General features: G+C 63.1%; 28 protein-coding genes, 1 pseudogene and 1 riboswitch. Of the genes and pseudogenes, 14 read left to right on the top strand and 15 right to left on the bottom strand.

What is annotated here, in order from left to right:
* Positions 1-72 precede the first annotated feature (72 nt).
* From PPA02S_RS20965 to PPA02S_RS20955, 3 genes are all read left to right on the top strand, one after another.
* Positions 73-1038 carry a 2-hydroxyacid dehydrogenase gene (locus PPA02S_RS20965; RefSeq protein WP_028631659.1) on the top strand — a complete coding sequence of 322 codons (966 nt, stop codon included), beginning with the start codon at positions 73-75 and terminating at the stop codon, positions 1036-1038.
* Between the two features lie 52 nt (positions 1039-1090).
* Entirely contained in the window at positions 1091-2089 is a 999-nt protein-coding gene (locus PPA02S_RS20960) for a methyltransferase (RefSeq protein ID WP_028631660.1), read from the top strand.
* A gap of 38 nt (positions 2090-2127) precedes the next feature.
* Positions 2128-2269: riboswitch (yybP-ykoY riboswitch) on the top strand.
* 87 nt (positions 2270-2356) lie between these two features.
* The gene (locus PPA02S_RS20955; protein WP_028631661.1) at positions 2357-2941 is read left to right on the top strand and encodes a TMEM165/GDT1 family protein; all 585 of its coding nucleotides are present in this window, start codon (positions 2357-2359) and stop codon (positions 2939-2941) included.
* Positions 2942-2985: 44 nt separating this feature from the next.
* Here PPA02S_RS20955 and PPA02S_RS20950 read toward each other — a convergent pair whose 3' ends face one another.
* The 4 genes from PPA02S_RS20950 to PPA02S_RS20935 form a co-directional block, all read right to left on the bottom strand.
* Positions 2986-3804: a M48 family metallopeptidase gene (locus PPA02S_RS20950; RefSeq protein WP_028631662.1), complete on the bottom strand. Its 819-nt coding sequence runs from the start codon at positions 3802-3804 to the stop codon at positions 2986-2988.
* Positions 3805-3953: 149 nt separating this feature from the next.
* On the bottom strand, positions 3954-4574 hold the full coding sequence (locus tag PPA02S_RS20945; RefSeq protein WP_028631663.1) for an SOS response-associated peptidase: 621 nt from the start codon (positions 4572-4574) through the stop codon (positions 3954-3956).
* Positions 4575-4589: 15 nt separating this feature from the next.
* Positions 4590-4850 carry a putative signal transducing protein gene (locus PPA02S_RS20940; RefSeq protein WP_028631664.1) on the bottom strand — a complete coding sequence of 87 codons (261 nt, stop codon included), beginning with the start codon at positions 4848-4850 and terminating at the stop codon, positions 4590-4592.
* The gene (locus PPA02S_RS20935) at positions 4850-5035 is read right to left on the bottom strand and encodes a CPXCG motif-containing cysteine-rich protein (protein WP_028631665.1); all 186 of its coding nucleotides are present in this window, start codon (positions 5033-5035) and stop codon (positions 4850-4852) included. Before PPA02S_RS20935 ends, PPA02S_RS20940 begins: the two co-directional genes overlap by 1 nt.
* A 125-nt stretch (positions 5036-5160) precedes the next feature.
* Here PPA02S_RS20935 and PPA02S_RS20930 point away from each other — a divergent pair, with 125 nt between their 5' ends.
* Positions 5161-6327 carry a 1-acyl-sn-glycerol-3-phosphate acyltransferase gene (locus PPA02S_RS20930; RefSeq protein WP_028631666.1) on the top strand — a complete coding sequence of 389 codons (1167 nt, stop codon included), beginning with the start codon at positions 5161-5163 and terminating at the stop codon, positions 6325-6327.
* 111 nt (positions 6328-6438) lie between these two features.
* Complete coding sequence (locus PPA02S_RS20925; RefSeq protein ID WP_028631667.1) at positions 6439-6645, top strand: hypothetical protein; 207 nt, start codon at positions 6439-6441, stop codon at positions 6643-6645.
* A 71-nt stretch (positions 6646-6716) separates the two neighbouring features.
* On the opposite strand, the gene PPA02S_RS20920 is transcribed toward PPA02S_RS20925, so the two are convergent.
* Positions 6717-7301: a YajG family lipoprotein gene (locus PPA02S_RS20920; protein ID WP_028631668.1), complete on the bottom strand. Its 585-nt coding sequence runs from the start codon at positions 7299-7301 to the stop codon at positions 6717-6719.
* A 155-nt stretch (positions 7302-7456) separates the two neighbouring features.
* On the opposite strand from PPA02S_RS20920, the gene PPA02S_RS20915 reads away from it, so the two are divergent.
* Together PPA02S_RS20915 and mqo are read left to right on the top strand one after the other, a co-directional pair.
* A complete protein-coding gene (locus tag PPA02S_RS20915) occupies positions 7457-7690 on the top strand; it encodes a hypothetical protein (RefSeq protein WP_028631669.1) in 234 nt (77 codons plus the stop codon).
* Positions 7691-8293: 603 nt separating this feature from the next.
* Positions 8294-9802 (top strand): malate dehydrogenase (quinone), encoded by a 1509-nt coding sequence (gene mqo, locus PPA02S_RS20910; protein WP_028631670.1) that lies wholly within the window; start codon positions 8294-8296, stop codon positions 9800-9802.
* A 39-nt stretch (positions 9803-9841) separates the two neighbouring features.
* Here the strand turns inward: mqo and PPA02S_RS20905 are convergent, their stop codons facing one another.
* The 3 genes from PPA02S_RS20905 to PPA02S_RS20895 form a co-directional block, all read right to left on the bottom strand.
* Positions 9842-10132, bottom strand: coding sequence for a PA4642 family protein (locus tag PPA02S_RS20905; RefSeq protein ID WP_028631671.1), 291 nt, complete (start codon positions 10130-10132; stop codon positions 9842-9844).
* A 68-nt stretch (positions 10133-10200) separates the two neighbouring features.
* The gene (locus tag PPA02S_RS20900; protein WP_028631672.1) at positions 10201-10671 is read right to left on the bottom strand and encodes a hypothetical protein; all 471 of its coding nucleotides are present in this window, start codon (positions 10669-10671) and stop codon (positions 10201-10203) included.
* Positions 10672-10737: 66 nt separating this feature from the next.
* Positions 10738-11295, bottom strand: a complete 558-nt coding sequence (locus PPA02S_RS20895) for a hypoxanthine-guanine phosphoribosyltransferase (protein WP_028631673.1) — start codon at positions 11293-11295, stop codon at positions 10738-10740.
* Between the two features lie 160 nt (positions 11296-11455).
* On the opposite strand from PPA02S_RS20895, the gene upp reads away from it, so the two are divergent.
* Together upp and PPA02S_RS20885 are read left to right on the top strand one after the other, a co-directional pair.
* A complete protein-coding gene (upp, locus tag PPA02S_RS20890) occupies positions 11456-12094 on the top strand; it encodes a uracil phosphoribosyltransferase (RefSeq protein ID WP_028631674.1) in 639 nt (212 codons plus the stop codon).
* 2 nt (positions 12095-12096) lie between these two features.
* Entirely contained in the window at positions 12097-13371 is a 1275-nt protein-coding gene (locus PPA02S_RS20885) for a uracil-xanthine permease family protein (RefSeq protein ID WP_028631675.1), read from the top strand.
* 66 nt (positions 13372-13437) lie between these two features.
* Here PPA02S_RS20885 and hemH read toward each other — a convergent pair whose 3' ends face one another.
* Together hemH and PPA02S_RS20875 are read right to left on the bottom strand one after the other, a co-directional pair.
* Entirely contained in the window at positions 13438-14454 is a 1017-nt protein-coding gene (hemH, locus tag PPA02S_RS20880; protein WP_028631676.1) for a ferrochelatase, read from the bottom strand.
* 13 nt (positions 14455-14467) lie between these two features.
* On the bottom strand, positions 14468-15373 hold the full coding sequence (locus PPA02S_RS20875) for a TIGR01777 family oxidoreductase (RefSeq protein WP_028631677.1): 906 nt from the start codon (positions 15371-15373) through the stop codon (positions 14468-14470).
* A 186-nt stretch (positions 15374-15559) separates the two neighbouring features.
* Here PPA02S_RS20875 and PPA02S_RS20870 point away from each other — a divergent pair, with 186 nt between their 5' ends.
* The 5 genes and pseudogenes from PPA02S_RS20870 (at position 15560) to PPA02S_RS20850 (ending at position 20622) form a co-directional block, all read left to right on the top strand.
* The gene (locus PPA02S_RS20870) at positions 15560-16546 is read left to right on the top strand and encodes an NAD(P)/FAD-dependent oxidoreductase (protein ID WP_028631678.1); all 987 of its coding nucleotides are present in this window, start codon (positions 15560-15562) and stop codon (positions 16544-16546) included.
* Between the two features lie 98 nt (positions 16547-16644).
* The gene (locus PPA02S_RS20865; protein ID WP_028631679.1) at positions 16645-17613 is read left to right on the top strand and encodes a YbgA family protein; all 969 of its coding nucleotides are present in this window, start codon (positions 16645-16647) and stop codon (positions 17611-17613) included.
* Positions 17603-18503, top strand: a pseudogene (locus PPA02S_RS20860) (MerR family transcriptional regulator). The gene PPA02S_RS20865 and the pseudogene PPA02S_RS20860 overlap by 11 nt, the downstream one beginning before the upstream one ends.
* Complete coding sequence (gene phrB, locus PPA02S_RS20855) at positions 18494-19912, top strand: deoxyribodipyrimidine photo-lyase (protein ID WP_028631680.1); 1419 nt, start codon at positions 18494-18496, stop codon at positions 19910-19912. Before PPA02S_RS20860 ends, phrB begins: the two are co-directional and overlap by 10 nt.
* 23 nt (positions 19913-19935) lie before the next feature.
* A complete protein-coding gene (locus tag PPA02S_RS20850; RefSeq protein ID WP_028631681.1) occupies positions 19936-20622 on the top strand; it encodes an SDR family NAD(P)-dependent oxidoreductase in 687 nt (228 codons plus the stop codon).
* 37 nt (positions 20623-20659) lie between these two features.
* Here PPA02S_RS20850 and murI read toward each other — a convergent pair whose 3' ends face one another.
* The 5 genes from murI to hemA are packed head-to-tail and all read right to left on the bottom strand — an operon-like array spanning position 20660 to position 25385.
* A complete protein-coding gene (murI, locus tag PPA02S_RS20845; RefSeq protein WP_028631682.1) occupies positions 20660-21457 on the bottom strand; it encodes a glutamate racemase in 798 nt (265 codons plus the stop codon).
* The gene (locus PPA02S_RS20840; protein ID WP_028631683.1) at positions 21450-22205 is read right to left on the bottom strand and encodes a molybdopterin-synthase adenylyltransferase MoeB; all 756 of its coding nucleotides are present in this window, start codon (positions 22203-22205) and stop codon (positions 21450-21452) included. Before PPA02S_RS20840 ends, murI begins: the two co-directional genes overlap by 8 nt.
* On the bottom strand, positions 22199-23029 hold the full coding sequence (prmC, locus tag PPA02S_RS20835) for a peptide chain release factor N(5)-glutamine methyltransferase (protein WP_028631684.1): 831 nt from the start codon (positions 23027-23029) through the stop codon (positions 22199-22201). Before prmC ends, PPA02S_RS20840 begins: the two co-directional genes overlap by 7 nt.
* Positions 23029-24111 carry a peptide chain release factor 1 gene (prfA, locus tag PPA02S_RS20830; protein ID WP_028631685.1) on the bottom strand — a complete coding sequence of 361 codons (1083 nt, stop codon included), beginning with the start codon at positions 24109-24111 and terminating at the stop codon, positions 23029-23031. The genes prmC and prfA overlap by 1 nt, the downstream gene beginning before the upstream one ends.
* A complete protein-coding gene (gene hemA, locus PPA02S_RS20825; RefSeq protein ID WP_028631686.1) occupies positions 24108-25385 on the bottom strand; it encodes a glutamyl-tRNA reductase in 1278 nt (425 codons plus the stop codon). The genes prfA and hemA overlap by 4 nt, the downstream gene beginning before the upstream one ends.
* Positions 25386-25772 lie beyond the last annotated feature (387 nt).

The raw sequence follows: 25772 nt of genomic DNA, 5'->3' as shown, positions 1-25772 counted from the left end.
GTAGGCGTTGACGGGCGGTTGCAAGGGGCTGGACACTGGGTTGAAGCCTGCGATCAGCCACCGGAGAACTCCATGCCCAGCCCGCGTCACGCCGTGTTTCTCGACCACCACTCCCTGGACCTTGGCGACCTTGACCTCTCGCCCCTGAAGCAGCAGTTCGACACCTTCGAACTGTTCGCGGCCACCCGCCCGGAGCAGGTGGCAGAGCGCCTGCAAGGGGCAACCGCGGTCATCAGCAACAAGGTGGTACTGGATGCCGCAACCCTGGCTGCCAACCCGCAGCTAAAGCTGATTCTGGTGGCTGCCACTGGCACCAACAACGTCGACCTGGCCGCTGCGCATGCGCAAGGCATCACCGTTTGCAACTGCCAGGGCTACGGCACCCCTTCAGTGGCCCAGCATACCCTGGCCCTGTTGCTGGCACTGGCCACCCGCCTGTGCGACTACCAGCAGGCCGTGCGTGAAGGCCGCTGGGCACAGGCCAGCCAGTTTTGCCTGCTGGACTTCCCCATCGTCGAACTGGAGGGTAAAACCCTCGGCCTGCTGGGCCATGGGGAACTGGGTGGCGCGGTGGCGCGGCTGGCCGAGGCGTTTGGCATGCGCGTGCTGAGCGGGCAGATACCCGGGCGACCCAGCCGCAACGACCGCCTGCCGCTCGATGAGCTGCTGCCTCAGGTCGATGCCCTGACCTTGCACTGCCCGCTCAACGAACAGACCCGGCACATGATCGGTGCCCGCGAGCTGGCGCTGCTCAAGCCCGGCGCCCTGGTGGTGAACACTGCCCGGGGCGGTTTGATCGACGAGCAGGCGCTGGCCGATGCCCTGAGCAGTGGCCACCTGGGCGGTGCGGCTACCGACGTGCTCAGCGTCGAGCCGCCGGTTCACGGCAATCCACTGCTCGAGCCCGGCATCCCACGCTTGATCGTCACGCCCCACAGCGCCTGGGGCGCGGTGGAGGCCCGCCAGCGCATCGTCGGGCAGCTGGCCGAAAACGCTCAGGCCTTCTTCGCCGGGCAGGCGCAGCGAGTGGTCAGCTGAGCCAACGTGGCGCCTCTGGTACACTGCGCCACTTTTTCCGGAGGCCTCGTCCATGGACCCGCGTAGTCAAGTGTTGCTCCGCCAGGCAGAGCTGTTCCAAGGCCCGCTGCTGATAGCCGGAGCACCGGCTGACGACCTGCTCGGCCAGTTGCCTGAAGCCCATGCCTGGACCTGGCACGCCGGCGACCATGCAGCCTTGGCCAACCGTTACGCAATGCGCAGCCACTGCGGGGTGGAACCACCGGCCGTGGCGTTCACTGCGGCCGTGCTGTTCCTGCCCAAGTCACGCGAACTGGCTGCCTACCTGCTCAATGCGCTGGCTGCCCCCCTGGCGGGCGGCGAACTGTACGTGGTGGGGGAAAAACGCGGGGGTATCGAGGCCGTATCCAGGCAATTGCAGGCCTTTGGCAAACCTCGCAAGCTCGACAGCGCCCGCCACTGCCAGCTCTGGCAGGTCACCGTCGAACAGGCGCCCCAGGCGCAGCCGCTTGAAAGCCTGGCGCAACGTTTCGAGCTGGACCTGCCAGACGGCCCCTTGCGCGTCACCAGCCTGCCGGGCGTGTTCAGCCATGGCCGCCTGGACCGCGGCACCGCCCTGTTGCTCAAGCACCTCGATGGGCTGCCGGACGGCCATGTACTGGACTTCGGTTGTGGTGCAGGCGTGCTGGGTGCTGCCGTGAAACGGCGCTATCCACAAAGCCGTCTTACACTGCTGGACGTGGACGCCTTTGCCGTTGCTGCCAGCCGCCTGACCCTGGCTGACAATGGCCTTGAGGGCGAGGTCATTCACGGTGACGGGATCGACGCAGCGCCTTTTGACCTGAGCCTGGTGCTGAGCAATCCACCGTTCCATACCGGCGTACACACCGACTACCACGCCTCGGAAACCATGCTGAAAAAATCCGCCCAACACCTGCGAAAAGGTGGCGAACTTCGCCTGGTTGCCAACAGTTTTCTGCGCTACCAACCCCTTATCGAAGGGGCGCTGAGCAACTGCCGGGTACGCGACGAAGCGGATGGGTTTCGGATTTATCAGGCGACACGTGGCTGAAAACAACGCTTGCCGAAACCGTTTCGCCTAGGCAGAATCCGCTCCGTCCTAGGGGAGTAGTCTCCCGCGAGCCACCCGCTCGCCCGGTACGCGTCAACATACTTGGTCCACAGACCATGGCGCGTGCGACCCACCATGCACCCTTGCATGGCCAGATCTGCGCAGACAGATCCAGGGTTTGACAAGACCTATGACACGCACACCTTACCCGGGGCGGGAAGGCTGTACGTGTCATAGCCGTGTCGACCCGCCCCCGTAGGAATCCTGATGCTGGAATCTCTGTTGGTCCCCACCGCCATCGTTGCGCTTGCCGAAATCGGCGACAAGACGCAATTGCTTGCGCTCATTCTTGCCGCGCGTTTTCGTAAACCGTGGCCGATCATTGCCGGTATCGTTGCCGCCACGCTGGCCAACCATGCTGCGGCCGGCGCAGTAGGTGCGTGGTTTGGCAGTTTCTTCAGCGACGCCGCCCTGCACTGGATCCTTGCCGCAAGTTTCACCGCCACCGCACTGTGGACGCTGGTACCGGACAAGATGGACGACGATGAAAACCCGGCGCGCCGCTTCGGCCCGTTCCTCACCACCCTCATCGCCTTCTTCCTGGCCGAAATCGGTGACAAGACCCAAGTGGCCACGGTGATGCTGGCCGCACAATACCCGCACCTGATCATGGTGATCGTCGGCACCACGCTGGGCATGCTGATCGCCAACGTACCCGTGGTGCTGGCGGGCAACTTCGCTGCAGACAAGCTGCCGTTGACGCTGATCCGCCGCCTGGCAGCGGCTGCGTTCTTCGTGCTGGCCATCGTCGCGGTGTATTCGGCCATGAAGGCCAGCGGCTGGGTGGGCTGAAGGGGCTGCAAGCCGCCGGCATCTGCGGGCGGCTTGCACGGTTTTTATGGCTTGGCAGCTGCCTGGTACAGCGGCATCACCTTCGGAATGGCGGCCTGCAGCGACGCAATGCGGCTGGCCGATGCGGGGTGAGTGCTCATGAACTCAGGCGGCGCCCCTTCCGAAGCCTTGCTCATCTTGTTCCACAGGGTAATGGCTGCGTTAGGGTCGTAGCCGGCACGGGCCGACAACTCAAGCCCGATCAGGTCGGCCTCGTTCTCGTTGGCACGGCTGTTGGGCAGGGTCATGGCGTAGTTCACCACGGTGTCGGCCAGGGCCATGCTGTCCTGGCCGAGGCCCAGGAGCGCACCGGCGCCGGAACGGGCCATTTGCACGCCGTAAGCTTTGGACATGGCCTCGCGGCTGTGTTCACGCAGGGCGTGGGCGATCTCGTGGCCTACCACGGCGGCGATCTCGGCGTCGTTGAGGTTGAGCTGATCGATCAGGCCGGTGTAGACGATGATCTTGCCGCCCGGGCCGCAGTTGGCGTTGAGTTCGTCACTCTTGATCACGTTGACTTCCCAGTTCCACTGGGCGGCATCGGGCCGGAACTTGGGGGCCTGGGCGATCAAGCGGTTGGCAATGGCCTGTACGCGCCGGGCATCGGCGCTGGACTTGTCCAGCAGCCCTTTGCTGGAGGCCTCGCCCAGTGTCTGCTGATAAGACTGGGCGTACATCTTGTTCACTTCATCGGGCGACAGCATGCTGAACATGTACTGCTTGCGCTCTACACCCACGGAGCCGCCACTGGTAGTGTTCACCGCCTGGCAACCAGCTAGCAGGATGCCAGCACTCAGCAGGCTGACGACTAAACCTTTACGCATGAAATCACTCCCTTTCGACATGCGCCGTATCCTAGGATGACTCAAGGGTTGCCCGCCATAGCCGCAGGTAAGAATTTACCCACGTAGACGCGGCCGCAGGTATCGGTGGGTGTACACCAGCCCACCTGATCATGCACCTTTGGATCGCATCAGGCCGGGGTCAAGCACTCCGGGGCATCCAGCTTCGGGTCGTTGACGAAATGGGCCAAGGCGCGCTCACGCAGGGGCGCAGGCGGGCTCGCCAGCAACTCCTGCAGGCGGCTCAGTGGTGTCAGCGGGTCCAGCCAGGCTTCGCGCCCCGCTTCGTCCAGTATCAAGGGCCGGCGCTGGTTGACCGCGGCCTGCGTCACCACTGCGCAACTCAACCACACCTGATCCTGCACCGGGTACGCCTCCCAGATGGCCGCGAAGTACAACGACGCCCCCTCACCCGGCGTTAGCCAGTAGGGCCGTTTGCGCACGCTGCCACGCCATTCGTAAAAGCCGTTGGCCGGCATCAGGCAGCGGCGCTGGCGAAAGGCTTCGCGGAACATCGGCTGTTCGGCCAGGGTTTCGGCCCGGGCATGGGCAGGGGTACGTGACAGGTCGGTCAGCCAGGCGGGCGTCAAGCCCCAGCGCACCCTCGCCACCTCCGGCCCACCCTCGAGCTGGCGCTGGATGAGCACAGAGGCACCGGGCGAAATGTTCCATTGGGCGGGGTGACCGACCGGGAAGCCTGGCAGGCTGGCCAGTGCCTGAGGCCAGCGAAACAGGGCATAACGTCCACACATGGGGGAATTCTGAACCTAGCAAATCAAGGTGCCGGGGAAACTCTCCGGTTCGTCGCCAACCATCGGCTGGGCGTCATTGTACGCATCGATCAACTGCCGTGCGTACTCGGCGTGCTCGTCGTCCACCGCCAGGCCCAGCAGACCGTGAATCGGCAACTCACCGGCTGCGCCCACCAGGTCACGGCCCACCAGATGCGCGCGCACGCCTTCGCTGGCCAGCATACCGGCCAGCATTTCCGCCTCAAGCAGGTTTTCGGGTTCGTAGATACGCCGCATCACGCATCGTCCTCACGTCTGACCTCGAGCATCCATTCGTCATCGTGCACCTGCAAGCTGAAGATGACCGGCTGGCAGCACACCTGGCAGTCCTCAGTGTAAACCTGATCACCCGCCGAGAGGTCGACGGTGGTTTCCACCCGCTCGCCACAATACGGGCAATCATAGAAGTCGGTTTCCAGCATCGGGGCCTCCGCAGTGAGTTATGCGTATAATTGCCGGTCTGTTTACAGGGCCCGTGTGCGTCCGAGCCGTTTTTCGGAGCCCGCCCCTACCTTATTACCCTAGCCGTTTCCAACAAGAGAGCATGATGGGCGAATTCGATGCCATCCGACCCTACGACGACGCTGAGGTCCCTGCCGTGCTGGCAAGGCTGTTCAGCGACCCGGCATTTCTCGATATTCTCACGCACTTCCGTTTCCCCCGTGCGGCCGGCGCTTTCGGCTGGTTGCTCAAACCGCTGATCGCCCGTCGCCTGCGCCAGGAATTCGCCGGCGTGACCTGCGTTTCCACCTTGCAGGACAAGGTGGAGTACTACGTCGACCAGACTATCGACCGTGCTACCGATGGCGTCACCTATACCGGGGTCGAGCAACTCAAGGCTGGCACTGCCTATCTGTTTTTGGCCAACCATCGCGACATCGTCATGGACCCGGCCTTCGTCAATTACGCGGTGTACCACGCCGGCCTGCCGACCCCGCGCATTGCCATCGGCGACAACCTGCTGCAAAAGCCGTTCGTCAGCGACATGATGCGCCTGAACAAAAGCTTCATCGTGCACCGGTCCATCACCGGGCGCCGCGAGAAGCTGGCGGCCTACCAGTTGCTCTCGGCCTACATCAACCACTCCATCCGCAACGATGCCATCTCGATCTGGATCGCCCAGGCCGAAGGCCGGGCCAAGGACGGTGATGATCGCACCGACTCGGCCATCCTCAAGATGTTCCACATGAGCCGCAAGGACGAAGCCTTCGGTGCGGTCATCCAGAGCCTGAACCTGACGCCTGTTTCGATCAGCTACGAATACGACCCCTGCGACCAGGCCAAGGCCCGCGAACTGTATATCCGGGCCACCACCGGCACCTACAAGAAGGCGCCAGGCGAGGACGACCAGAGCATCGCCAAGGGCATCACCGGCTACAAGGGCCGGGTGCACATCAACTTTGCCGCGCCGGTCACCGAGTACCACGAAGACGCCAAGCAACTGGCTGCAGCAGTCGACCGGCAGATTCTCGCCGGCTACCGGTTGTTCCCGGTGCACTACCTGGCCTACGCGATGTGGGCAGACAAGGACGATACCCTGCAGGTGCCCGGCGCCGATAAGGTGTTCCCGGCCGACGAGCTGGCCAAGGCCAAAGAGGAGTGGCAGCGCCGCCTGGATGCCTGCCCGCCCGAGCAGCAGCCTTACTTGGTGCTGCAGTATGCGACCCCGGTGCGCAACCAGTATCAGGTCAAGCAGCAGGCACCTGTAGCCTGATCCCCTGCATGGGGCGCAGCACGCGCCCCTTCCCCATTTAATTTGACCTGTCACGCGTTCGTCATCAGAACAGGCCACCCTGTCGGCCTTTCAACGAACCGGAGCCCGTTCATGCTGCACGCCGAAAACCAGGACCGCCTCTATCTGGTCGCTCAGAGCGATGAGCAACAGGCATTGATCGACGGTTTCGCCATCAACGTGCAAGACCGCCAGTGGCTGGTTTACTGCGCCCTCGGCGGGCACGTGCATGACCACTGGCCAGAGGTGGACACCGGCACCGGTATCAGCGTGCTGGACTTTCACATCGACGCGGCCTGAGCGCCGCAAAGGCGTAAAAAAAACCGCTGCCCTGTGTGGGGGCAGCGGCTGGGGGCCTGCAAAGCCGGTGATTACCGCGCCAGCGTCTGGCCGATGCTTGGGTCCTTGAACAGCCGGGTCAGCGCATCGCTCAGTACATCGCCCACCAGCTGGGTGTTGGTGTCCTGGTTGGGGGCCATGCCAAACCGCTGGTCCAGCGAAGCACCATAGCGGCCACTGTAGCGGCGGCCGTTGTTGGTGACATCGGCACGGAAGGTGGCGCCAATGGTGGCTTCGGTCACGTACAGGTTGTCTTTGGGCGACTGGTACTTGAGCTCAGCCAGGGTCACGGTCAGCTGCGGCGCACCGCCTGCACCGGAAGTGGGGGTAAAGCCCAGCAGGCGCACGGCGGCTTCGGCTTGGGCCTGTAGCTTGGGCACCACGTCATTGGCGTTGACGCTGATGGTGCTGGTTTCCGGGTACATGCCACCGCGCGTCCCCAGGGACGGCGACGGCCGGCCATCGACCACACGCACCACCACTGGCTGGCCATTGCCCACCGGGGCAAGCGGCGCGGTCAGTTTGGGTTGCGGGCTGAGTTGTTGCGGACTGTGGGCACAGCCGACCAGGCTGAGGCTGGCTACGGCGATCAAACCGAACAACAGACGTTGCAACATGCGCGTTTCTCCAGAAAGTGCGGCGAAGGTGCACAGTATACCTAGCGGCGGGGCCTGGCCTGCAAGCGGCATGCGAGGCCAGTGCGCGCTGTCACAATCGTTTAACCGGCTGCCCCTTATGCTTGCGCCAGGCCTCACTGCACAGGACACCTGCCATGGCTTCGCTCTGGAACCTGCTACTGCAACGTAAACCCGGCAACGCCTACGCCCGGCTCGACGGCACGGGCAAATGCCTGGCCTTCATGCAATGCCGGCAGCTACCCAGCGGCGGCGGCTGGGTGCAGGTTCACGATATCCACCTCGCCTGGCTGGGCCGCGAACTGCCGGCCAGCGCCCGGGTTTGCAACCGTGCAAGCCGCCCCTGGCACCAGCGCATCCTCGCCGCTTGAAAAACGCTGCAATAAAACCACGAATTGACGACATTTCTCTCCGCGACATCGCTATAATCTCCCCCCGATTATAAGGACGTCTCCTGATCGGGCCCCGCACTCGCCGTCTGACCCCGGCAACTTCATCCGCCTCGCCCACAGAGAGCCTTCCACTCAGGTCTTGCATCGGCTGTCGTGCCTGCTTTTCCGGCCCTTCACACTGCATGAACCTGCGGGTTGCCATCGCGCAGTCCCCTTTTGAGGTTCACGTCTCCAAAAGAGCGTGGAAAAAACGGTTTTCACTACTTCACAAGAGTGTGGCGAGCAAATGAACAATCTGGCATGTGCAAAAGCAGCAGATGTGTCCCGAACAGCCCTGAACAGGCGGCAAGAACCCTCATCCCGGATGCGTGTCTGAGCCGTTCCATATCGCACGCACGACACCTTGACCATAAGTCGAATTGCCGCACCCATGGCAAACAGGGTTCAATGTAGCAACCCCAAGACTGACTGGCGGTGTCCGCGAACGCTTCAAGAACTGCGAAAAGTCGGACATGGCGATCCCGGCGAACCCGGTATGCCGTGCTGTCAATTAGGTAGCTGTAGAGTGTGGAGACGCGGTAAATGGCGCAGAACGAATCGGTTGATGTAGTACTGGTAGGCGCGGGCATCATGAGTGCCACCCTGGCCGTACTGCTCAAGGAGCTTGACCCGGGCCTCAAGCTCGAGGTCGTCGAGGCGATGGACTCTGGAGCCGCAGAGAGTTCCAACCCGTGGAACAACGCAGGCACCGGCCATGCTGGCCTGTGCGAGCTCAACTATACGCCCCAGGCCGCCGATGGCAGCATCGACATCAAGAAGGCGGTGCACATCAATACCCAGTTCGAGGTGTCCCGCCAGTTCTGGGCCTACCTGAGCAAAAAGGGCAACTTCGGGCCGGCACGCGCATTCGTCAACCCGGTCCCGCACTTGAGCTACGTCGAAGGTGACAAGGGTGTCGCATTCCTCAAGAAGCGTTACGAGCTGCTCAAGCAGCACCACGCCTTCGCCGACATGGAATACACCGAAGACAAGGCCGTGATGAACGAGTGGATGCCGCTGATGATGCCGGGGCGCCCAGCCGACCAGCACATCGCCGCCACCCGTGTGCTCAAGGGCACCGACGTGAACTTCGGCGCACTGACCAACAAGCTGCTCAAGCTGCTGGGCGATGCGCCCGACGCGCAGGTCAAGTACTGCAAGAAGGTGGTGGGCCTGCGCCGTAACGGCGACGGCTGGACCGTGAGCATCAAGGACGTCAACAGCGGTGGTAGCCGCGAGGTGGACGCGCGCTTCGTCTTCCTGGGCGCAGGTGGCGCTGCCCTGCCTCTGCTGCAGGCTTCCGGCATTCCAGAGAGCAAAGGCTTCGGCGGCTTCCCCGTGAGTGGCCAGTGGCTGCGCTGCGACAACCCGGAGATCGTCAGCCAGCACCAGGCCAAGGTCTACAGCCAGGCTGCCGTGGGCGCACCGCCCATGTCGGTGCCGCACCTGGACACCCGGGTGGTCGACGGCAAGAAATCCCTACTGTTCGGCCCCTATGCAGGCTTTACCACCAAGTTCCTGAAGCACGGTTCGCTGATGGACCTGCCCCTGTCGGTGCGCTTGGGCAACATCGGCCCGATGCTGGCGGTGGCCCGCGACAACATGGACCTGACCAAGTACCTGGTCAGCGAAGTGATGCAGTCGATGGAGCAGCGCCTGGAGTCATTGCGCCGCTTCTACCCGCACGCCAAGGCCGAAGACTGGCGCCTGGAAGTGGCCGGCCAACGGGTGCAGATCATCAAGAAAGACCCGAAAAAAGGTGGCGTGCTGCAGTTTGGCACTGAGCTGGTGGCAGCCCAGGACGGCAGCCTCGCAGCGCTGCTGGGCGCATCGCCTGGCGCTTCGGTGACGGTGTCGATCATGCTTGAGCTGATCGAGCGCTGCTTCCCGGAGCAGGCCAAGGGTGAATGGGCTGCCAAGCTCAAGGAAATCTTCCCGGCACGGGAAAAGACCCTGGCGACCGACGCGGCGCTGTATCACAAGATCAGCGCGGACAACGACGCAGCATTGGACCTGGCTGAAGACAGCCCGGCGGCCAAGCACTACGCGTGATTACTGACTGGGGCTGCGTTGCAGCCCCAACCCTTCCGCTTACGCACGTGCGTTGTCGATAATCTCGATGTATTCGGGCGCGTTACGCTGGTCGGCGATCTGCTCGACGAAGGTCTTGCCGTGCTCGTCCTTGCCGTCCAGGTCCAGGCCGGCTGCCACGAAGAAGCCCACGAAACGCTGGAAATCATCGACGCGCAGGCCACGGTAGGCTTTGACCAGCTTGTGCAGCGACGGCGAAGTCACACCATCTGCCGGCTCAAACTGAAGAAACGACTTGATGTAGTCGTCGCTGATTTCGTCACCGATTACCTGTTTCTTGTCTTTACGCATTGCCGACTCCAACTGGACCATCACGGGATTTCGAAGGCCGGCAGTGTACCCCCCGCAGCCAGCGCGCCTCAACGCGTACGTACGGTACCTGTGTGCAGGTCAGCCCAGATATGGCCGTTGCCGTAGGTCAGAAACTGCACATACACCGTCTCGTTGCGCAGCAGGTCCATGATCACCCGGTAGTCGCTGACGGGGTAGTTCAGGCCAAGGGTCTTGGTTTTCTCGTCGTATACCGGCTTTTTCAGGCTTTTGGCGGCCTCTCCATCGAAGGTCAACAGCACCTGGCTGATGGTGGCACCCTTGCTCAATGGCTTGCCTTTCAGGCGCACCTGCAAGGTGGAGGTGATGGGGATGGGCTGTTGGTCGGACTGGCGCTGGGCACCCACCACCACGGCGTAGTCGGTGACCTGAAGCAGTTGCTGGCCGGTGGGCGCCTGCTGGCGCAAGGCCTGGTCGTCAGGCGGAAGGAACTGGCTGTGCATCGGTGCGGCGGCCAGGGGCAGGCTGACCGCCAGCAGGAACGGGAGAATCGCACGCATGTAAGGCTCCTTGGCATGAAGGAGCACTCTAGCACGCTGTACCGGGGCTGTAAGACTGGCGCCGTGTTACATGCCTTTGACGGCAAAAATGCCGTTGGCGTTGCGCCAGTAACCTTTGTAGTCCATGCCATAACCGAAGATGTATCGGTCGATGCAAGGCAGCCCGACATAGTTGGCTTTGAGGTCGGGGCTGGCCTTGCGGTCGTGTTCCTTGTCGATCAGTACCGCGGTGTGCACCGTGCGCGCACCGGCGTGCTTGCAGAACTCGATGATGGCGCTGAGGGTGTGGCCTTCGTCGAGGATGTCATCGACGATGAGCACGTCGCGATCGATGAACGATACCTCTGGCTTGGCCTTCCAGAACAGCTCGCCGCCGCTGGTCTGGTTGCGGTAACGGGTGGCATGCAGGTACGAGGCTTCGAGCGGGAACTGCAGGTGCGTCAGCAGCTTGCCGGAGAAGATCAGGCCACCGTTCATCACGCAGAACACCACCGGGTTCTTGTCGTGCAGGTCCTTGCAGATCTGCTCGCCGACCTTGGCGATCGCCGCCTCGACTTCGGCTTCGGTATACAGGCAGTCGGCTTCACGCATCACTTGGCGAATATGCTCGAGATCGGCGGACATTGCGCTCTCCAGGGGGGCATTTTGGAAAAGCGGGCAAAGGTACGCATCCGCTCGCCACAGATCAAGCGTTTATGGACTAACGTGCAGAATGATCAGACGACAGCACAGGCTGAATAGATTAATCTAGCGCGGTTTTTTTGCCCGCCTTTCGGAGCCCCCTATGCCCACCCGTGAGATCCGCCACCCGCTGATCCGCCACAAGCTCGGCCTCATGCGCCGTGCCGATATCAGCACCAAGAACTTTCGCGAACTCGCCCAGGAAGTCGGCGCGCTTCTGACCTATGAAGCCACCCAGGACCTGCCCCTCGAAACCTACGAGATCGACGGCTGGTGTGGCAAAGTTGCGGTAGAGAAAATCGCCGGCAAGAAAATTACCGTCGTGCCGATTCTGCGTGCAGGTATCGGCATGCTCGACGGCGTGCTCAGCCTGGTACCGGGTGCCAAGGTCAGCGCCGTCGGCGTGGCCCGCAACGAAGAAACCCTCGAAGCACACACTTACCTGGAAAAACTCGCGCCCGATATCAACCAGCGCCTGGCACTGATCATCGACCCGATGCTGGCAACCGGCGGCTCCATGGTCGCGACCATCGACCTGCTGAAAAAGGCCGGCTGCCGGGAAATCCGTGCCATGGTCCTGGTCGCCGCCCCCGAGGGCATCCAGGTGGTCGAGAAAGCCCACCCGGACGTACAGATCTTCACCGCCTCCATCGACGAGCGCCTGAACGAGCACGGCTACATCGTGCCGGGCCTGGGTGATGCCGGTGACAAGATCTTCGGCACCAAGCAGAAGGACGCCTGACCATGCAGGACGGCTTCAACGACCCGCTCTGGCGCCAGGTCGTTTCGGGCGCGCAGATGCTCTTCGTGGCATTCGGCGCGCTGGTGCTGATGCCCTTGATCACCGGCCTGGACCCGAACGTCGCACTGTTCACCGCTGGCATCGGCACGCTGCTGTTCCAGCTGGTCACCGGCCGCCAGGTACCTGTGTTCCTGGCCTCCAGCTTTGCCTTCATCACCCCCATCATCCTCGCCAAAGGCCAGTTTGGCCTGGCCGAAACCATGGGCGGCGTGATGGCCGCGGGTTTCGTGTACACCTTCATGGGGCTGATGGTAAAAATCAAAGGCACCGGCTTCATTGACCGCACGCTACCGCCCGTGGTGATCGGCCCGGTGATCATCTCCATTGGCCTGGCCATGGCACCGATCGCGGCCAACATGGCAATGGGCAAGGCTGGCGATGGCAGCGTGCTGCTGCCCTATAAAACCGCCATGCTTATCTCCATGCCAGCGTTGCTCACCACCCTGATCGTGGCGGTATTCGGCAAAGGCATCTTCCGCCTGGTGCCGATCATTGCGGGTGTGCTGGTGGGGTTTGCCCTGTCGTTTGCCTTTGGCGTGGTCGATACCGCCAAGATCGCCGCTGCACCCTGGCTGGAGCTGCCCAACTTCACCGCTCCGGCGTTCAACTGGCAGGCCATCCTGTTCATCGTCCCGGTCGCCCTGGCGCCGGCAATCGAACACATTGGTGGCGTTATCGCGGTGGGCAGCGTGACCGGCCGTGACTACCTGAAAACGCCCGGGCTGCACCGCACGCTGCTCGGTGACGGCCTGGCCACCACAGCAGCCGGCCTGTTTGGCGGGCCGCCCAACACCACCTACGCCGAGGTGACTGGCGCGGTGATGCTGACCAAAAACTACAACCCGAAGATCATGACCTGGGCTGCGCTGTTCGCTATCACCCTGGCCTTCATCGGCAAGTTCGGCGCCCTGCTGCAAAGCATCCCGATCCCTGTGATGGGGGGCATTCTGTGCCTGCTGTTCGGCTCCATTGCCGCCGTGGGCCTGAACACCATGATCCGCCACAAGGTCGACTTGGCCGAGGCGCGCAACCTGGTGATCGTTTCGGTGACGCTGGTGTTCGGTATCGGCGGCGTGCTGGTGGGCACGGGTGACGGGCCGGATGACTGGGGCCTGAAGGGCATCGCCCTGTGCGCCATCGTGGCTATTGCACTGAACCTGATCCTGCCGGGCAACGACGCCTGGAAGCACAAGAAACTGGATGACCAGTTGCCTTGAGGCAACAATAAACCCACAGGCCCTGCGGCGCGCTCAGCGGCAACAGGGCCTGCCATACCCCGATTGTCAGGCCTTGTCACACAGGTCTGCCAGCACCCTCGCCCACTCCGGGTGGTCGTTCATGCAGGGCACCAGCACCAGTTCACGCCCGCCTGCCTCGATGAACTGCTCGCTGCCACGCATGCCGATTTCCTCCAGCGTCTCGATGCAGTCGGCGACGAAGGCCGGGCACATCACCAGCAGCTTCTTCACACCGGCCTTGGCCAGTTCGTCCAGGCGCGTTTCCGTGTACGGCTCAATCCATTTGTCCCGGCCCAACCGCGACTGGAACGACACCGACCACTTGCCATCGGGTATGCCCATCTTGCGCGCAAAGGCTTTGGCAGTAGCCAGGCACTGGCCGCGGTAGCACACCGCCTGCACCTCAGCACTGGCCCCCTCGCAACAGTCGGCTGCCCGCAAGTCATGCCGGGTGCCCTTGGGGTAGAGTTTTTTCAGGTGCCGCTCTGGCAGGCCATGGAAGCTGAGCAGCACGTGGTCGTAATCCTGCTGCAGATACGGCCGTGCGCTGGCCACCAGCGCATCGATGTAGTCCGGCTGATCATAGAACGGCTGCAGCACGCGCATCTGCAGGGGCAGGTGGCGCTCGGTGATGGTGTCCTTGGCAAGCTCAACTACCGTAGTGACGGTGCTGTCGGCGAACTGTGGATACAGCGGCGCCAGGGTCACCTTGCGCACGCCTTGCGCGGCCAGCCGCTCCAGCACGTCTGGCAGGGCCGGCTGGCCATAGCGCATGGCAATCTCTACCGGGCCGTGGGGCCAGTGCTCGACCATCGCCGCCTGCAAGCGGCGGGTCAGCTCCACCAGTGGCGAGCCTTCATCCCACCAGATAGAGGCGTAGGCATGGGCAGACTGCTCGGGCCGCTTGATCAGGATCAGCGATACCAGCAGGCGGCGGATAGGCCAGGGCAGGTCGACCACATACGGGTCCATCAGAAACTGGTTCAGGTAGCGGCGCACGTCGGCTACCGAGGTGGAGGCCGGTGAACCCAGGTTGACCAGCAACAGGGCGTGATCAGTCATGCAACATCCTTAGTCAGAGGCGGCTGGACAGGTTGCCCAGCGCCGATTGCAGATCGTTGAAGCGAAAGCTGAAGCCTGCAGCCAGCAAGCGCGCCGGGCGTGCCCGCTGGCCGCCCAGCAGCAGGCTGGACATTTCACCTAGCCCAGCCTTGAGCAACAGTGCAGGTACCGGCAGCACCGCGGGGCGGTGCAACGCCTTGCCCAGCGCCCGGGCAAAGTCACGGTTGCGCACCGGCTCAGGGGCGCAGGCATTATAAGGACCGCTGGCTTCGCCATGCTGCAACAGAAAATCAATCAGGGCGACCTGGTCGTCTATATGGATCCACGGCATCCACTGCCTGCCGTTACCCAACGGGCCACCCAGGCCCAGCTTGAACGGCAAGCGCAGACGTGACAGGAACCCGCCATCGCTGGCCAGCACCAGCCCGGTGCGCACCAGTACCACACGAATACCCTGGGCCTGGGAACGTTGGGCGGTTTCTTCCCAGGCAATGCACAGCTGGCTGGCAAAGTCTTCCCGTACTGGCGGGGATTCCTCGGTGAGCTCACGTTCGCCGCCATCGCCATACCAACCCACCGCGGAACCGGAAATCAATACCTGCGGCCGTTGTTCGCGGCTACCCAGCCACGCCAGCAACTGTTCGGTCAGGGTGATACGGCTGGCCCACAGCACGCTGCGCCGGGACGCTGTCCAGGGCCGATCAGCGATGGGCGCACCGGCAAGGTTGACCACGGCGTCCAGCGGTTCATCGGCGGGTAACTGCTCCAGCCGAGCGATACCCCGTACCCCCTTGCCGCACAGCGCAGGCACCTGGTCCGGGCGGCGGCTCCATACCGTCAGCCGATGGCCCTGTGCAAGCCAGTGACGGCACAGATGCCGCCCAATCAATCCGGTGCCGCCCGTCAGCAATATGTGCATGGCTGTGTCCTCGCAGAATATGGCGGTGGTCTATTTTTAACATCAAGGCACTTTTTGGACCCGACGCTCTCCGATAAACATAGGCCAACCTTTCCGTGGAAGCGGAATAACCTTATACAGATTTTCTGGATTGTACAGGTTTGCCTGACAGCGTAGTCTGCTCATAGCAAGGTTTGAGAGGCCATCATGACTGTACCTATTGCCATCATCGGGGCCGGAATCGCTGGCCTGTCCGCCGCTCAGGCGCTACAGAAGGCCGGGCAGACCGTGCACCTGTTCGACAAGGGGCACGGCAGTGGCGGGCGCATGGCCAGCAAACGCAGCGAGGCTGGCGCCCTTGATCTGGGCGCGCAGTACTTCACCGCCCGCGACCGTCGCTTCGTCGACCAGGTGCAGCAGTGGGTGGCGGCCGGCTGGGCCGCCCAGTGGAAACCCCAACTGTACAACTACCGCGATGGCCAACTGACGCCCTCCCCGGATGAGCAGACCCGCTGGGTGGGCGTGCCGCGCATGAGTGCGATCACTCGCGGCCTGTTGACAGACATGACGGTGAATTTCAGTTGCCGCATCGCCGAAGTGTTTCGCGGCAAGCAGTATTGGCACCTGCAGGACACCGAGGGGTGCAGCCATGGGCCCTACAGCCGGGTAATCATCGCGGTACCGGCCCCCCAGGCTACGCCTTTGCTGGCGGCCACGCCCAAGCTCGCCGCCGTCGCGGCAGGCGTGCAGATGGAGCCCACCTGGGCCGTTGCACTCGGTTTCCAGGCAACCCTGGAGACGCCTATGCAAGGGTGCTTCGTGCAGGACAACCCGCTCGACTGGCTGGCCCGCAACCGCAGCAAACCCGGCCGTGACGAGCAGCTGGACACCTGGGTGCTGCATGCCACCTCCACGTGGAGCCGGCAACATATCGACCTGGCCAAGGACGAGGTGGTAGAGCAGCTGTGGGGCGAATTCGCCGAGCTGGTAGGCTGCGTGGTGCCTGCACCGACGTTCGCCCTTGCACACCGCTGGTTGTATGCACGCCCAGGTGGCAACCATGAATGGGGTGCCCTGGCCGACGCCGACCAAGGCTTGTACGCCTGCGGTGACTGGTGCCTGTCGGGGCGCGTGGAGGGCGCCTGGCTCAGTGGCCAGGAGGCTGCAAGACGCCTGCTCGAGCACCTGGAGTGAAGGCGTATATACAAAATACTGGTTTCAATGAAGCCAGCGATGTGCTGGAATAAACTTGTACAAGGTTAAATTCACGTACAGGTTTAACGGAGGCAGCCATGCACGACCCTGCAACCCACCACAAGCCACGCATCGCCATCAGCGCCTGCCTGACCGGGCACAGCGTTCGCTATAACGGTGGCCACAAGGCCTCCGACCTGTGCCGTACTCAGTTGGAAGAGCATTTCGAATGGACCCCAGTATGCCCCGAGGTTGCCATCGGCCTGGGTGTGCCCAGGGACCCGATCCGCCTGGTCGGTAACCCGGATCACCCTGAAGTGGTGGGCACGCGCAACCCCGGCATGGACCTCACCGGCCCCCTGCGCACCTATGGTGAGCAAATGGCCAACGAGCTTGACGACATCTGCGGCTATATCTTCATGCAGAAGTCCCCCTCGTGTGGCCTGGAGCGGGTAAAGGTGTACCAGGACAACGGCCACCCCGCCTTCCACAGCGGGCGCGGTGCCTACGCTCAGGCATTTTGCGAACGCCGGCCTGACCTGCCCGTGGAAGAAGAAGGCCGCCTGCATGACCCCGTGTTGCGTGAAAACTTCATCAGCCGTGTGTATGCCTACGCCGACTGGCAGCGAGTACTGGCCGAAGGCCTGAACCGCGGGGCGCTGGTCAATTTCCATTCGCGCTACAAGTACCTGTTGATGGCCAATAACCCCCAGGCCTACCGAACCCTGGGGCGCATGCTGGGTACCCTGAGCAAGGACGATGATCCGCTGGTGGTGGGCCCGCAGTATTTCTCCGAGCTGATGCAGGCATTGCGTCGCTGCGCCAGCCGCGGCACTCACAGTAACGTGCTGCAGCACCTGAGCGGTTACTTCAAGGATGCCCTTACGCCTTCGGACAAAAGCGAGCTACAGGAACTGATCGGCCAATACCAGCAAGGGGTCGTACCCCTGGTCGTGCCGCTGACCCTGCTCAAGCACCACTTGCGCAACCACCCCGACCCGTATCTGCAGCAGCAGGCGTACCTGCAGCCGCACCCTGAAAGCCTGGGGCTGCGCAATGCGGTCTGAAGTACTGTTGCCTATCGGTGAGCTGGCCCGCCGCACTGGCGTCAACCCGGTTACCTTACGTGCCTGGGAGCGCCGCTACGGGCTGCTCAAGCCCCAACGTACGCCAAAGGGGCATCGCTTGTACCCGGTGGAACAGGTCGAGCGCGTTGAATCGATCCTGGCCTGGCTACAGCGCGGCGCGTCGGTCAGCCAGGTGGGCGAGCTGCTCGACAAACCGCTGGGTACGCCGCCCCAGAGCGACTGGCAAGCCAGGCAGGTGCAGATGCTGGAGGCCATTGCCAACCTGTCCCAGCGCACCCTTGACCATCAGCTCAATCAGGCGATGGCACTGTACCCGGCCGTGACCCTGTGCGAACAGCTGCTGCTCCCCTTGCTGAACCACCTGGAGCTTCGCTGGCGCACCTATTTCAACGCACGCCTGGAACAGGCGTTCTTCCATACCTGGTTGCGCAGCAAGCTGGGCGCGCGCGTCTACCATGACAATCAGTTGCTGCAGGGCCCGGCGGTGCTGCTGGCCGAAGACAGCGATCGTGCATTCAACCCTGAGCTGTGGTTGTGCGCCTGGCTGCTTACCAGCAACGGGTTTGCCGTGGAAGTGCTCGAACAGGCGCTGGCCGGCGCGCAGCTGCAAAGCGCAGTGGCGACGCTGCACCCACGTGCCGTATTGCTGCACCTGGGGCCCCGCATCGATGCCAGGGCCCTGCAGCGTTCGCTGCATGGACTGGGTGTGCCGACACTCGCTGGCGGTAGCCTGGTGGCGTTGCATCAAGCGCAACTGAGCCACCTCGACTTACCCAACCTTGCCCTGTTCGACACCCCGCAAACTGCCTTGCGACTGCTTCAGAACCCATAGCCGCCAGCCCGGAGAATTCGTTAGCCCATGCACCTGACCTGGCTACGCAGCGACCTGCGCACCGATGACAACACCGCACTCAGCGCCGCCAGTGAGCGCGGCCCTACCCTCGCCCTCTGGCTTGTCAGCCCCGAACAATGGCTGGCCCACGACGACGCCCCGTGCAAGGTCGACTTCTGGCTGCGCAACCTGCGTGAACTGCGCCAGTCGCTCGAAGCGTTGAATATTCCGTTGTTGATTCGCAAGGTCGACACCTGGGACCAGGCACCGGACGCCGTACTGCAGGTATGTCGCAAGCACCACGTGCAAAGCGTGCACTGGAACGAGGAATACGGCATCCACGAGCAGCGCCGCGATGACGCAACCAGGGCCTTGCTGGAGCGTTCCGATATTCAGGCCCACAGCCACCTGGACCAGTTGTTGTTCCGCCCGGGCACCGTACTGACACGAAGCGGCGACTACTTTCAGGTGTTCAGCCAATTCAAGAAGAACTGCCTGGAGCACCTGCACCGTGGGCTGCCGTCACTGGCGCCGCGGGTGAAACGCCAGGCGGCCCTGTCGATCAGCAGCGACCCCATCCCGCAGCATGTAGACGGCTTCGATAAGCCGGCCAAGTCCCTGCGAGACCTTTGGCCTGCCGGGGAAACCGAAGCACAGGAACGGTTGTCACGGTTCGCCGACGAAACCATCGTGGATTATGAACATTTGCGTGACCTGCCGGCCAAGCCTGGTACCAGCCGCCTTTCCGCCTACTTGGCAGCTGGCGTGATTTCGCCCCGCCAATGCCTGCACGGCGCCTTGGCCAGCAACCATGGCGAGTTCGACAGTGGCAACCCAGGTGTGCAGACCTGGATCAACGAGCTGATCTGGCGCGAGTTCTACAAACACATCCTGACCGGTTACCCACAGGTGTCGCGTCACCGTGCATTCCGCTCCCATACCGAGGCATTGCCCTGGCGCAACGCCCCCAAAGAGCTGAAGGCCTGGGAAGAAGGCCGTACGGGCTTCCCGATCATCGATGCGGCCATGCGCCAGTTGCTGGAAACCGGGTGGATGCACAACCGGCTGCGCATGGTCACTGCCATGTTTCTCAGCAAGAATTTGCTGATCGACTGGCGCCATGGCGAACGGCACTTCATGCGCCACCTCATCGACGGTGACCTGGCGGCCAACAATGGTGGCTGGCAGTGGAGTGCCTCGACCGGTACCGATTCAGTGCCCTATTTCCGCATCTTCAACCCCGTCTCGCAATCGCAGCGGTTCGATCCCCAGGGGCGTTTCATTCGTGAGTGGGTGCCTGAACTGCGGGACCTTGATGACAAAAGTATTCATGACCCTAGCGGTTCTGCTGCCAAAATCAGTGCTAGTCTGTATCCACGTCCACTTGTAGATCTCCGTAGCAGTCGCCAGCGAGCACTGGAGGCGTTCAAAGCTCTCCCGCGCTAGCAGTCGTATAGAGGGCATCGATCTTGTCTAACTCACGTAGTTTCTGGGTTACAGGAGCATCAAACGGGCTAGGAATGGCGCTGGTAGAGCACCTGCTGCTGCAAGGGCACCGCGTTGCCGCCAGCGATTGCCCCGGTGCCGCCCCCCTTCATCATGACCGGTTTCTACAGCTGCCAGGGCTGTTGCAGGGGGCACCGGAAGCGGCTGAAGCCGGGCAGTTGCTCGAGCAGGCCTGGGGGGCGCTTGATTGCCTGATCATCAATGCCGGCACCAGTGATTACCTGGCCGGTGACATAGCCCGTGATGCGCTGTTCGAGCACCTTATCGAGTCCAACCACCTGGCCACGCAGCTGAGCCTGGCTGCGGCGGTGCCTTTGCTGGAGCGCGGTAGCGCGCCTCAGGTAATGGCCGTATTCAGCCGATACACGGCATTGCAGATGTACGCACCTACACAAGTCGCCGCCGGCTGGAACAACACGGTGCAATGGGTGCGTGAACAGCGCGTAGCGCTTCAGGCACAAGGGATTGATGTAACGGTGGTAGCGCCGCTTGCAGTCGATTCCCAGGTCACGGCTGCACCCGTCATACCTGAGGCGTGGACGGCTGAGACTGCGGCGCAGGAACTGCTCAAACGGTTGCCCGAGCGCCTACCCGAGCTTGTGCTCGAGGTGCTGCACCCGGCCAGCCTCTGGCCGATGCCAGGCAAGTGACAAGCAACCGCATTGCAGCGTTTGCCGCGCTTACCTTCTACAACCCAAACCGTTCAACGCTACCCGGCTGCCCCCACAACACCGGCAGCACGCCCAAGAGCGAAGCCGGGTCGCCACTGGTCCACAGCTGCGTATCGCGTGCTGGCCCGGTAGCCAGCAGGTCTGCACCTTCCAGAAGCCTGTGCAGTTGACGCGCCACCGCAGCGCCGGTGTCGATGATTGCCACGTGAGCAGGCACCAGTTGCGCCAGCAACGGGCGCAGGAACGGGTAATGGGTGCAGCCCAATATCAGCGTGTCGCATCCGGCGCCCAGCAATGGCTCAACGTAACCCTGCAGCCGTTCACGCAATGCATGGCTTGCCAGGTCTCCGGTTTCAATCAACTCGACCAGCCCCGGGCACGGCTGGGTGATGACGCGGACGTCGCTGGCAAAGCGATCGAGCAAGGCAGCAAATTTGGCACTCTGCAGCGTACCGGTTGTGGCCAACACCCCGACTACCCCAGAGCGGGTCGCCGCTGCAGCGGGCTTGACCGCTGGCTCCATGCCCACCAATGGCCAACCCGGGTAATGCGCGCGAAGGTCGGCAACTGCCGCGACGGTAGCCGTGTTGCAGGCCAGCACCATGGCCTTGGCGCCCTGCTCGTGGAAGAACCCCGCGATACGACGGCAGCGGCTGCGGATGTAATCGGGGGATTTCTCGCCATAGGGCACATGGCCACAGTCGGCCACATACCACAGCGTTTCGTTGGGCAGCAGGCGACGGATCTCGGCCAGCACTGACAGGCCACCCACGCCCGAGTCCATGACGCCGATGGGCGCCGAGCCCTCAGCCATCGCGCTTGCCGCAGACCGGGCAGGCCGGGTCGCGCTTGACCCGCAGCTCGCGAATACGGGTACCCAGCGCATCGATCAGCAACAGCCTGCCCACCAGGGGTTCACCAAAGCCAGCCAGCAGCTTCATGGCCTCGAGCGCCTGCAGGCTGCCCACCAGGCCTACAAGCGGGCCGATCACGCCAGCTTCGCTGCAGGTCAGCTCAGCCTCGCTACCCTCCCCATACAGGCAGTGGTAGCACGGGCTGTAGTCACGGCGAGGGTCGAAAACCGACAGTTGCCCCTCAAGACGAATGGCCGCCCCACTGACCAGCGGCTTGCTGCCGGCAACGCAGGCGGCATTCACCGCCTCGCGGGTAGCGAAGTTGTCCGAGCAGTCCAGCACCAGGTCTACCGCCGCCACCGCAGCGGCCAACGACGTATCGTCCAGCGCTTGCCGGTGGGCAACCAGGGTGATTTCGGGGTTGATCGCCTGCAAGCGTTGCATGGCCGAGTCGACCTTGGTCATGCCAACGCTGGCGCTGTCGTGGATCACCTGGCGTTGCAGGTTGGTCAGGTCGACAGTGTCGAAGTCCGCCAGGTGCAGCTCCCCAACCCCTGCCGCCGCCAGATACAGGGCCACAGGGGACCCCAGCCCCCCCAGGCCGACGATCAACGCCTTGCTCTGCTTGAGGCGCAACTGGCCCTCGATATCGATCTGCGACAGCAGTACCTGGCGGCTGTAGCGCAGCAGCTCCTGGTCGCTCAGCATGGCAGACGCCCCAGGGTCATGCGCTCATGGCCGCCAAGGTCGGTGCGGCTGCCAACATCAGCAAAACCGTGACTGGCCAGCAGCGCGCGAACCGCCGCAGCCTGATCATAACCGTGCTCCAGCAACAGCCAGCCACCCGGGACCAAGTAAGCCGGTGCCTGGGCGGCGATGATGCGCAGGTCATCCAGGCCGTCGGCGCCGGCCACCAGTGCACTGCTGGGCTCGAACCGTACATCGCCGGCGCCCAGGTGCGGGTCTGCAGCGCGAATGTAGGGTGGGTTGCTGACGATCAGGTCAAAGCGCTGGTCGCCGAGGCTGTCGAACCAGTGGCTCAACTGCACGCGGGCATTGGCCAGGCCAAGGCGCTGGCGGTTGCGCTCGGCCAGCGCTGCGGCCTCGGGTACCCGGTCGACCGCCGTCACCTGCCAGGCCGGGCGCTCGCTGGCCAGGGCCAGGGCGATGGCACCGGTGCCGGTACCCAGGTCAAGCACCCGGGCCGGCAGCGCGGGCTGCACCTCAAGCGCCGTTTCCACCAGCAGTTCGGTGTCTGGCCGCGGGATCAGCGTGTGCGGTGCCACTTCCAGGTCGATCTTCCAGAAGCCCTGCTGACCAAGAATATAGGCAACCGGCTCGCCGCCACGGCGGCGTTGCAGGTAACCGGCGTAGGTCTGCGCGGCCTCGCTGCTGACAATGCGTTCGGGCCAGGTGTGCAGGTAGCTGCGCGACTTGCCGATGGCTGCAGCCAACAACAGCTCGGCATCCAGGCGCTCGGTGGGCGACTCGGGCAACTGCGCGTTGCGCAGCAGGCTGGCGATGATGGTCATCAGTCCCCCAGGGCGGCCAGTTGATCGGCCTGGTATTCGGCCAACAGCGGTTCAATCACGGCCTCGACACCGCCTGCCAGCACATCGTCCAGCGAGTACAGCGTGAGGTTGATACGGTGGTCGGTCACACGGCCCTGTGGATAATTGTAGGTGCGGATACGCTCGGAGCGGTCACCGGACCCCACCAGCAGCTTGCGCTCGCTGGCAATGGCGTTCTGTGCGGCGCTGGTCTGCATGTCATTGAGCTTGGCCGACAGCCACGACATGGCGCGGGCTCGGTTCTTGTGCTGCGAACGCTCTTCCTGGCACTCGACCACGATGCCGGTCGGCAGGTGGGTAATGCGGATGGCCGAGTCGGTTTTGTTGACGTGCTGCCCGCCCGCGCCGGAGGCGCGGTAAGTGTCTACGCGCAAGTCGGCAGGGTTGATCTCGATGGCAGCCTGTTCGTCGGGCTCAGGCAGTACCGCCACAGTGCAGGCCGAGGTATGGATACGGCCTTGGGACTCGGTCTCCGGCACACGCTGAACACGGTGCGCGCCGGACTCGAACTTGAGCTTGCCGTACACATTCTCGCCTTCGACGCGGGCGATGATTTCCTTGTAGCCGCCATGCTCGCCCTCGTTCTCGGAGAGGATTTCCAGCCGCCAGCCGCGCTTTTCGGCATACCGCGAGTACATGCGGAACAGGTCACCCGAGAAAATCGCCGCCTCGTCGCCCCCGGTACCGGCGCGGATCTCGAGGAACACGTTGCGCCCGTCGTTGGGGTCCTTGGGCAACAGCATGCGCTGCAGCTGGGACTCCAGCACCACCAGTTGCTCCTTGGCTTCGCGGACTTCTTCCACGGCCATTTCACGCATGTCCGGGTCACTGTCCTTGAGCAGCGCCTGGGCGCCCTCAAGGTCAGCCTGCACCTTGCGCCACTCTCTGTAGGCGGCGTACACCGGCTCAACTTCGGCGTATTCGCGGGAATAGGCACGAAAGCGAGTCTGGTCGGAGATAACTTCGGCATCACCGAGCAGTGCGGTGAGTTCTTCGAAGCGGTCCTGGAGAATGTCCAGTTTGTTCAGCAGCGACGCTTTCATTGCGGGGATTTGTCCGTGGAGCCCTCGTTGAGGGCAAACAGTTCCTGGGCCATGGCCAGCGCTTCAAGGCGGCCTTCGGCCGAGAGCCTTTTCATGTGCACGCTGGGTGCATGCAGCAGTTTGTTGGTAAGCCCCCGGGCCAACTGGGCCAACACCTCTTCGGGGTTGCCGCCATTGGCCAGCAGGCGCTGGGCTTTTTGCAGTTCTTCGTCGCGCAGGCGCTCGCTTTGCTGGCGGTAGGCCCGCAGCACATCCACCGCAGCCAGTTCACGCAGGCGCGCCATGAAGTCTTCAGCACCCACGGCAACCAGCTCTTCGGCGGCCTGAGCGGCGCCCTGGCGGCTCTTGAGGTTTTCGGCAACCACATCGTGCAGGTCGTCGACGGTGTAGAGGTACACGTCATCCAGCTCGCCCACTTCGGTTTCGATATCGCGGGGTACGGCGATGTCGACCATGAAGATGGGCTTGTGGCGACGTTGCTTCAAGGCACTCTCCACCGCCCCCTTGCCCAGGATCGGCAACTGGCTGGCGGTGGAGCTGATGACGATGTCGCTGTTGGCGAGTTCCTGGGGGATGTCAGCCAGCAGCACAGCGTGGGCACCGAACTGCTCGGCCAGGATACTGGCGCGTTCCAGGGTACGGTTGGCCACGACAATGCGGCGTACACCTTGCTCGTGAAGGTGGCGGGCGACCAGGGTGATGGTTTCGCCAGCCCCGATGAGCAGGGCCTGGCTGCGTGCCAGGTCACTGAAGATCTGTTTGGCCAGGCTGACTGCGGCAAATGCCACCGACACGGGGTTTTCGCCAATGGCCGTGTCGGTGCGCACCTGCTTGGCGGCGCTGAAAGTGGCCTGGAACAGGCGCCCGAGCAACGGCCCGACGGTACCGGCCTCGCGGGCCACGGCATACGCGGATTTCATCTGGCCGAGAATCTGCGGCTCGCCAAGCACCAGCGAGTCAAGGCCGGAGGCCACGCGCATCATGTGCTTCACGGCGTCGTGCTCTTCGTGCACGTAGGCGCTGGCACGCAGTTCGTCCAGGCTGAGGCGGTGATAGTCGGCCAGCCACAGCAGCACGTCCTCGGCGGACAGCTGATCCTGCGCCAGGTAAAGCTCGCTGCGGTTGCAGGTGGACAGGATCGCCGCTTCACGGCTTGAGGTGAGGCGGCAGAGCTGCTGCAGGGCGTCTACCAACTGCTCAGGGGTAAACGCCACGCGCTCGCGTACGTCTACCGAGGCAGTCTTATGGTTGATACCAAGTGCGAGAAAGGCCATGCAAAATCGCTGGTTGTGACGAGAAGCCGGTAATTGTCCTCCTTCGGCGGTTGCAGGACAAGCTTGACGCTGGAAACTTCAACCGGACGACGACCGATAGTATGTAAGCGGTAATTAACCTTACTCACAAAATACGCTGTAAATTATTAACATCTATTTATAAAGCACGCCAAATAAGTTCCACACCCTCCCGGCCCTACGCCGCATTCCGTCAACGCCCCGACACTCGCCATTCCCATGGCCTTTTAATCAGGCAAAACTTAATCTCGCGCGTGCTCTTACTCTCGCTTTTGACTTGGCTTTTGATCTGGCTTTTGATCTTGATCTTGATCTTCGCGACTTCAGGAGGCCGAACGAAGGGCTTGCGGAGGGAGGTGACGGGCATGG

The organism is Pseudomonas parafulva NBRC 16636 = DSM 17004, assembly GCF_000730645.1.
GTDB classification, from domain to species: Bacteria; Pseudomonadota; Gammaproteobacteria; order Pseudomonadales; family Pseudomonadaceae; genus Aquipseudomonas; species Aquipseudomonas parafulva.
This window is presented reverse-complemented; position numbering and strand designations above follow the sequence as displayed.

Excerpts from the sequence above, each read along its gene's own strand:
- PPA02S_RS20965 (WP_028631659.1), top strand. The coding sequence starts at position 73 with ATGCCCAGCCCGCGTCACGCCGTGTTTCTCGACCACCACTCCCTGGAC.
- PPA02S_RS20960 (WP_028631660.1), top strand. The coding sequence starts at position 1,091 with ATGGACCCGCGTAGTCAAGTGTTGCTCCGCCAGGCAGAGCTGTTCCAA.
- PPA02S_RS20955 (WP_028631661.1), top strand. The coding sequence starts at position 2,357 with ATGCTGGAATCTCTGTTGGTCCCCACCGCCATCGTTGCGCTTGCCGAA.
- PPA02S_RS20950 (WP_028631662.1), bottom strand. The coding sequence starts at position 3,804 with ATGCGTAAAGGTTTAGTCGTCAGCCTGCTGAGTGCTGGCATCCTGCTA.
- PPA02S_RS20945 (WP_028631663.1), bottom strand. The coding sequence starts at position 4,574 with ATGTGTGGACGTTATGCCCTGTTTCGCTGGCCTCAGGCACTGGCCAGC.
- PPA02S_RS20940 (WP_028631664.1), bottom strand. The coding sequence starts at position 4,850 with ATGCGGCGTATCTACGAACCCGAAAACCTGCTTGAGGCGGAAATGCTG.
- PPA02S_RS20935 (WP_028631665.1), bottom strand. The coding sequence starts at position 5,035 with ATGCTGGAAACCGACTTCTATGATTGCCCGTATTGTGGCGAGCGGGTG.
- PPA02S_RS20930 (WP_028631666.1), top strand. The coding sequence starts at position 5,161 with ATGGGCGAATTCGATGCCATCCGACCCTACGACGACGCTGAGGTCCCT.
- PPA02S_RS20925 (WP_028631667.1), top strand. The coding sequence starts at position 6,439 with ATGCTGCACGCCGAAAACCAGGACCGCCTCTATCTGGTCGCTCAGAGC.
- PPA02S_RS20920 (WP_028631668.1), bottom strand. The coding sequence starts at position 7,301 with ATGTTGCAACGTCTGTTGTTCGGTTTGATCGCCGTAGCCAGCCTCAGC.
- PPA02S_RS20915 (WP_028631669.1), top strand. The coding sequence starts at position 7,457 with ATGGCTTCGCTCTGGAACCTGCTACTGCAACGTAAACCCGGCAACGCC.
- mqo (WP_028631670.1), top strand. The coding sequence starts at position 8,294 with ATGGCGCAGAACGAATCGGTTGATGTAGTACTGGTAGGCGCGGGCATC.
- PPA02S_RS20905 (WP_028631671.1), bottom strand. The coding sequence starts at position 10,132 with ATGCGTAAAGACAAGAAACAGGTAATCGGTGACGAAATCAGCGACGAC.
- PPA02S_RS20900 (WP_028631672.1), bottom strand. The coding sequence starts at position 10,671 with ATGCGTGCGATTCTCCCGTTCCTGCTGGCGGTCAGCCTGCCCCTGGCC.
- PPA02S_RS20895 (WP_028631673.1), bottom strand. The coding sequence starts at position 11,295 with ATGTCCGCCGATCTCGAGCATATTCGCCAAGTGATGCGTGAAGCCGAC.
- upp (WP_028631674.1), top strand. The coding sequence starts at position 11,456 with ATGCCCACCCGTGAGATCCGCCACCCGCTGATCCGCCACAAGCTCGGC.
- PPA02S_RS20885 (WP_028631675.1), top strand. The coding sequence starts at position 12,097 with ATGCAGGACGGCTTCAACGACCCGCTCTGGCGCCAGGTCGTTTCGGGC.
- hemH (WP_028631676.1), bottom strand. The coding sequence starts at position 14,454 with ATGACTGATCACGCCCTGTTGCTGGTCAACCTGGGTTCACCGGCCTCC.
- PPA02S_RS20875 (WP_028631677.1), bottom strand. The coding sequence starts at position 15,373 with ATGCACATATTGCTGACGGGCGGCACCGGATTGATTGGGCGGCATCTG.
- PPA02S_RS20870 (WP_028631678.1), top strand. The coding sequence starts at position 15,560 with ATGACTGTACCTATTGCCATCATCGGGGCCGGAATCGCTGGCCTGTCC.
- PPA02S_RS20865 (WP_028631679.1), top strand. The coding sequence starts at position 16,645 with ATGCACGACCCTGCAACCCACCACAAGCCACGCATCGCCATCAGCGCC.
- phrB (WP_028631680.1), top strand. The coding sequence starts at position 18,494 with ATGCACCTGACCTGGCTACGCAGCGACCTGCGCACCGATGACAACACC.
- murI (WP_028631682.1), bottom strand. The coding sequence starts at position 21,457 with ATGGCTGAGGGCTCGGCGCCCATCGGCGTCATGGACTCGGGCGTGGGT.
- PPA02S_RS20840 (WP_028631683.1), bottom strand. The coding sequence starts at position 22,205 with ATGCTGAGCGACCAGGAGCTGCTGCGCTACAGCCGCCAGGTACTGCTG.
- prmC (WP_028631684.1), bottom strand. The coding sequence starts at position 23,029 with ATGACCATCATCGCCAGCCTGCTGCGCAACGCGCAGTTGCCCGAGTCG.
- prfA (WP_028631685.1), bottom strand. The coding sequence starts at position 24,111 with ATGAAAGCGTCGCTGCTGAACAAACTGGACATTCTCCAGGACCGCTTC.
- hemA (WP_028631686.1), bottom strand. The coding sequence starts at position 25,385 with ATGGCCTTTCTCGCACTTGGTATCAACCATAAGACTGCCTCGGTAGAC.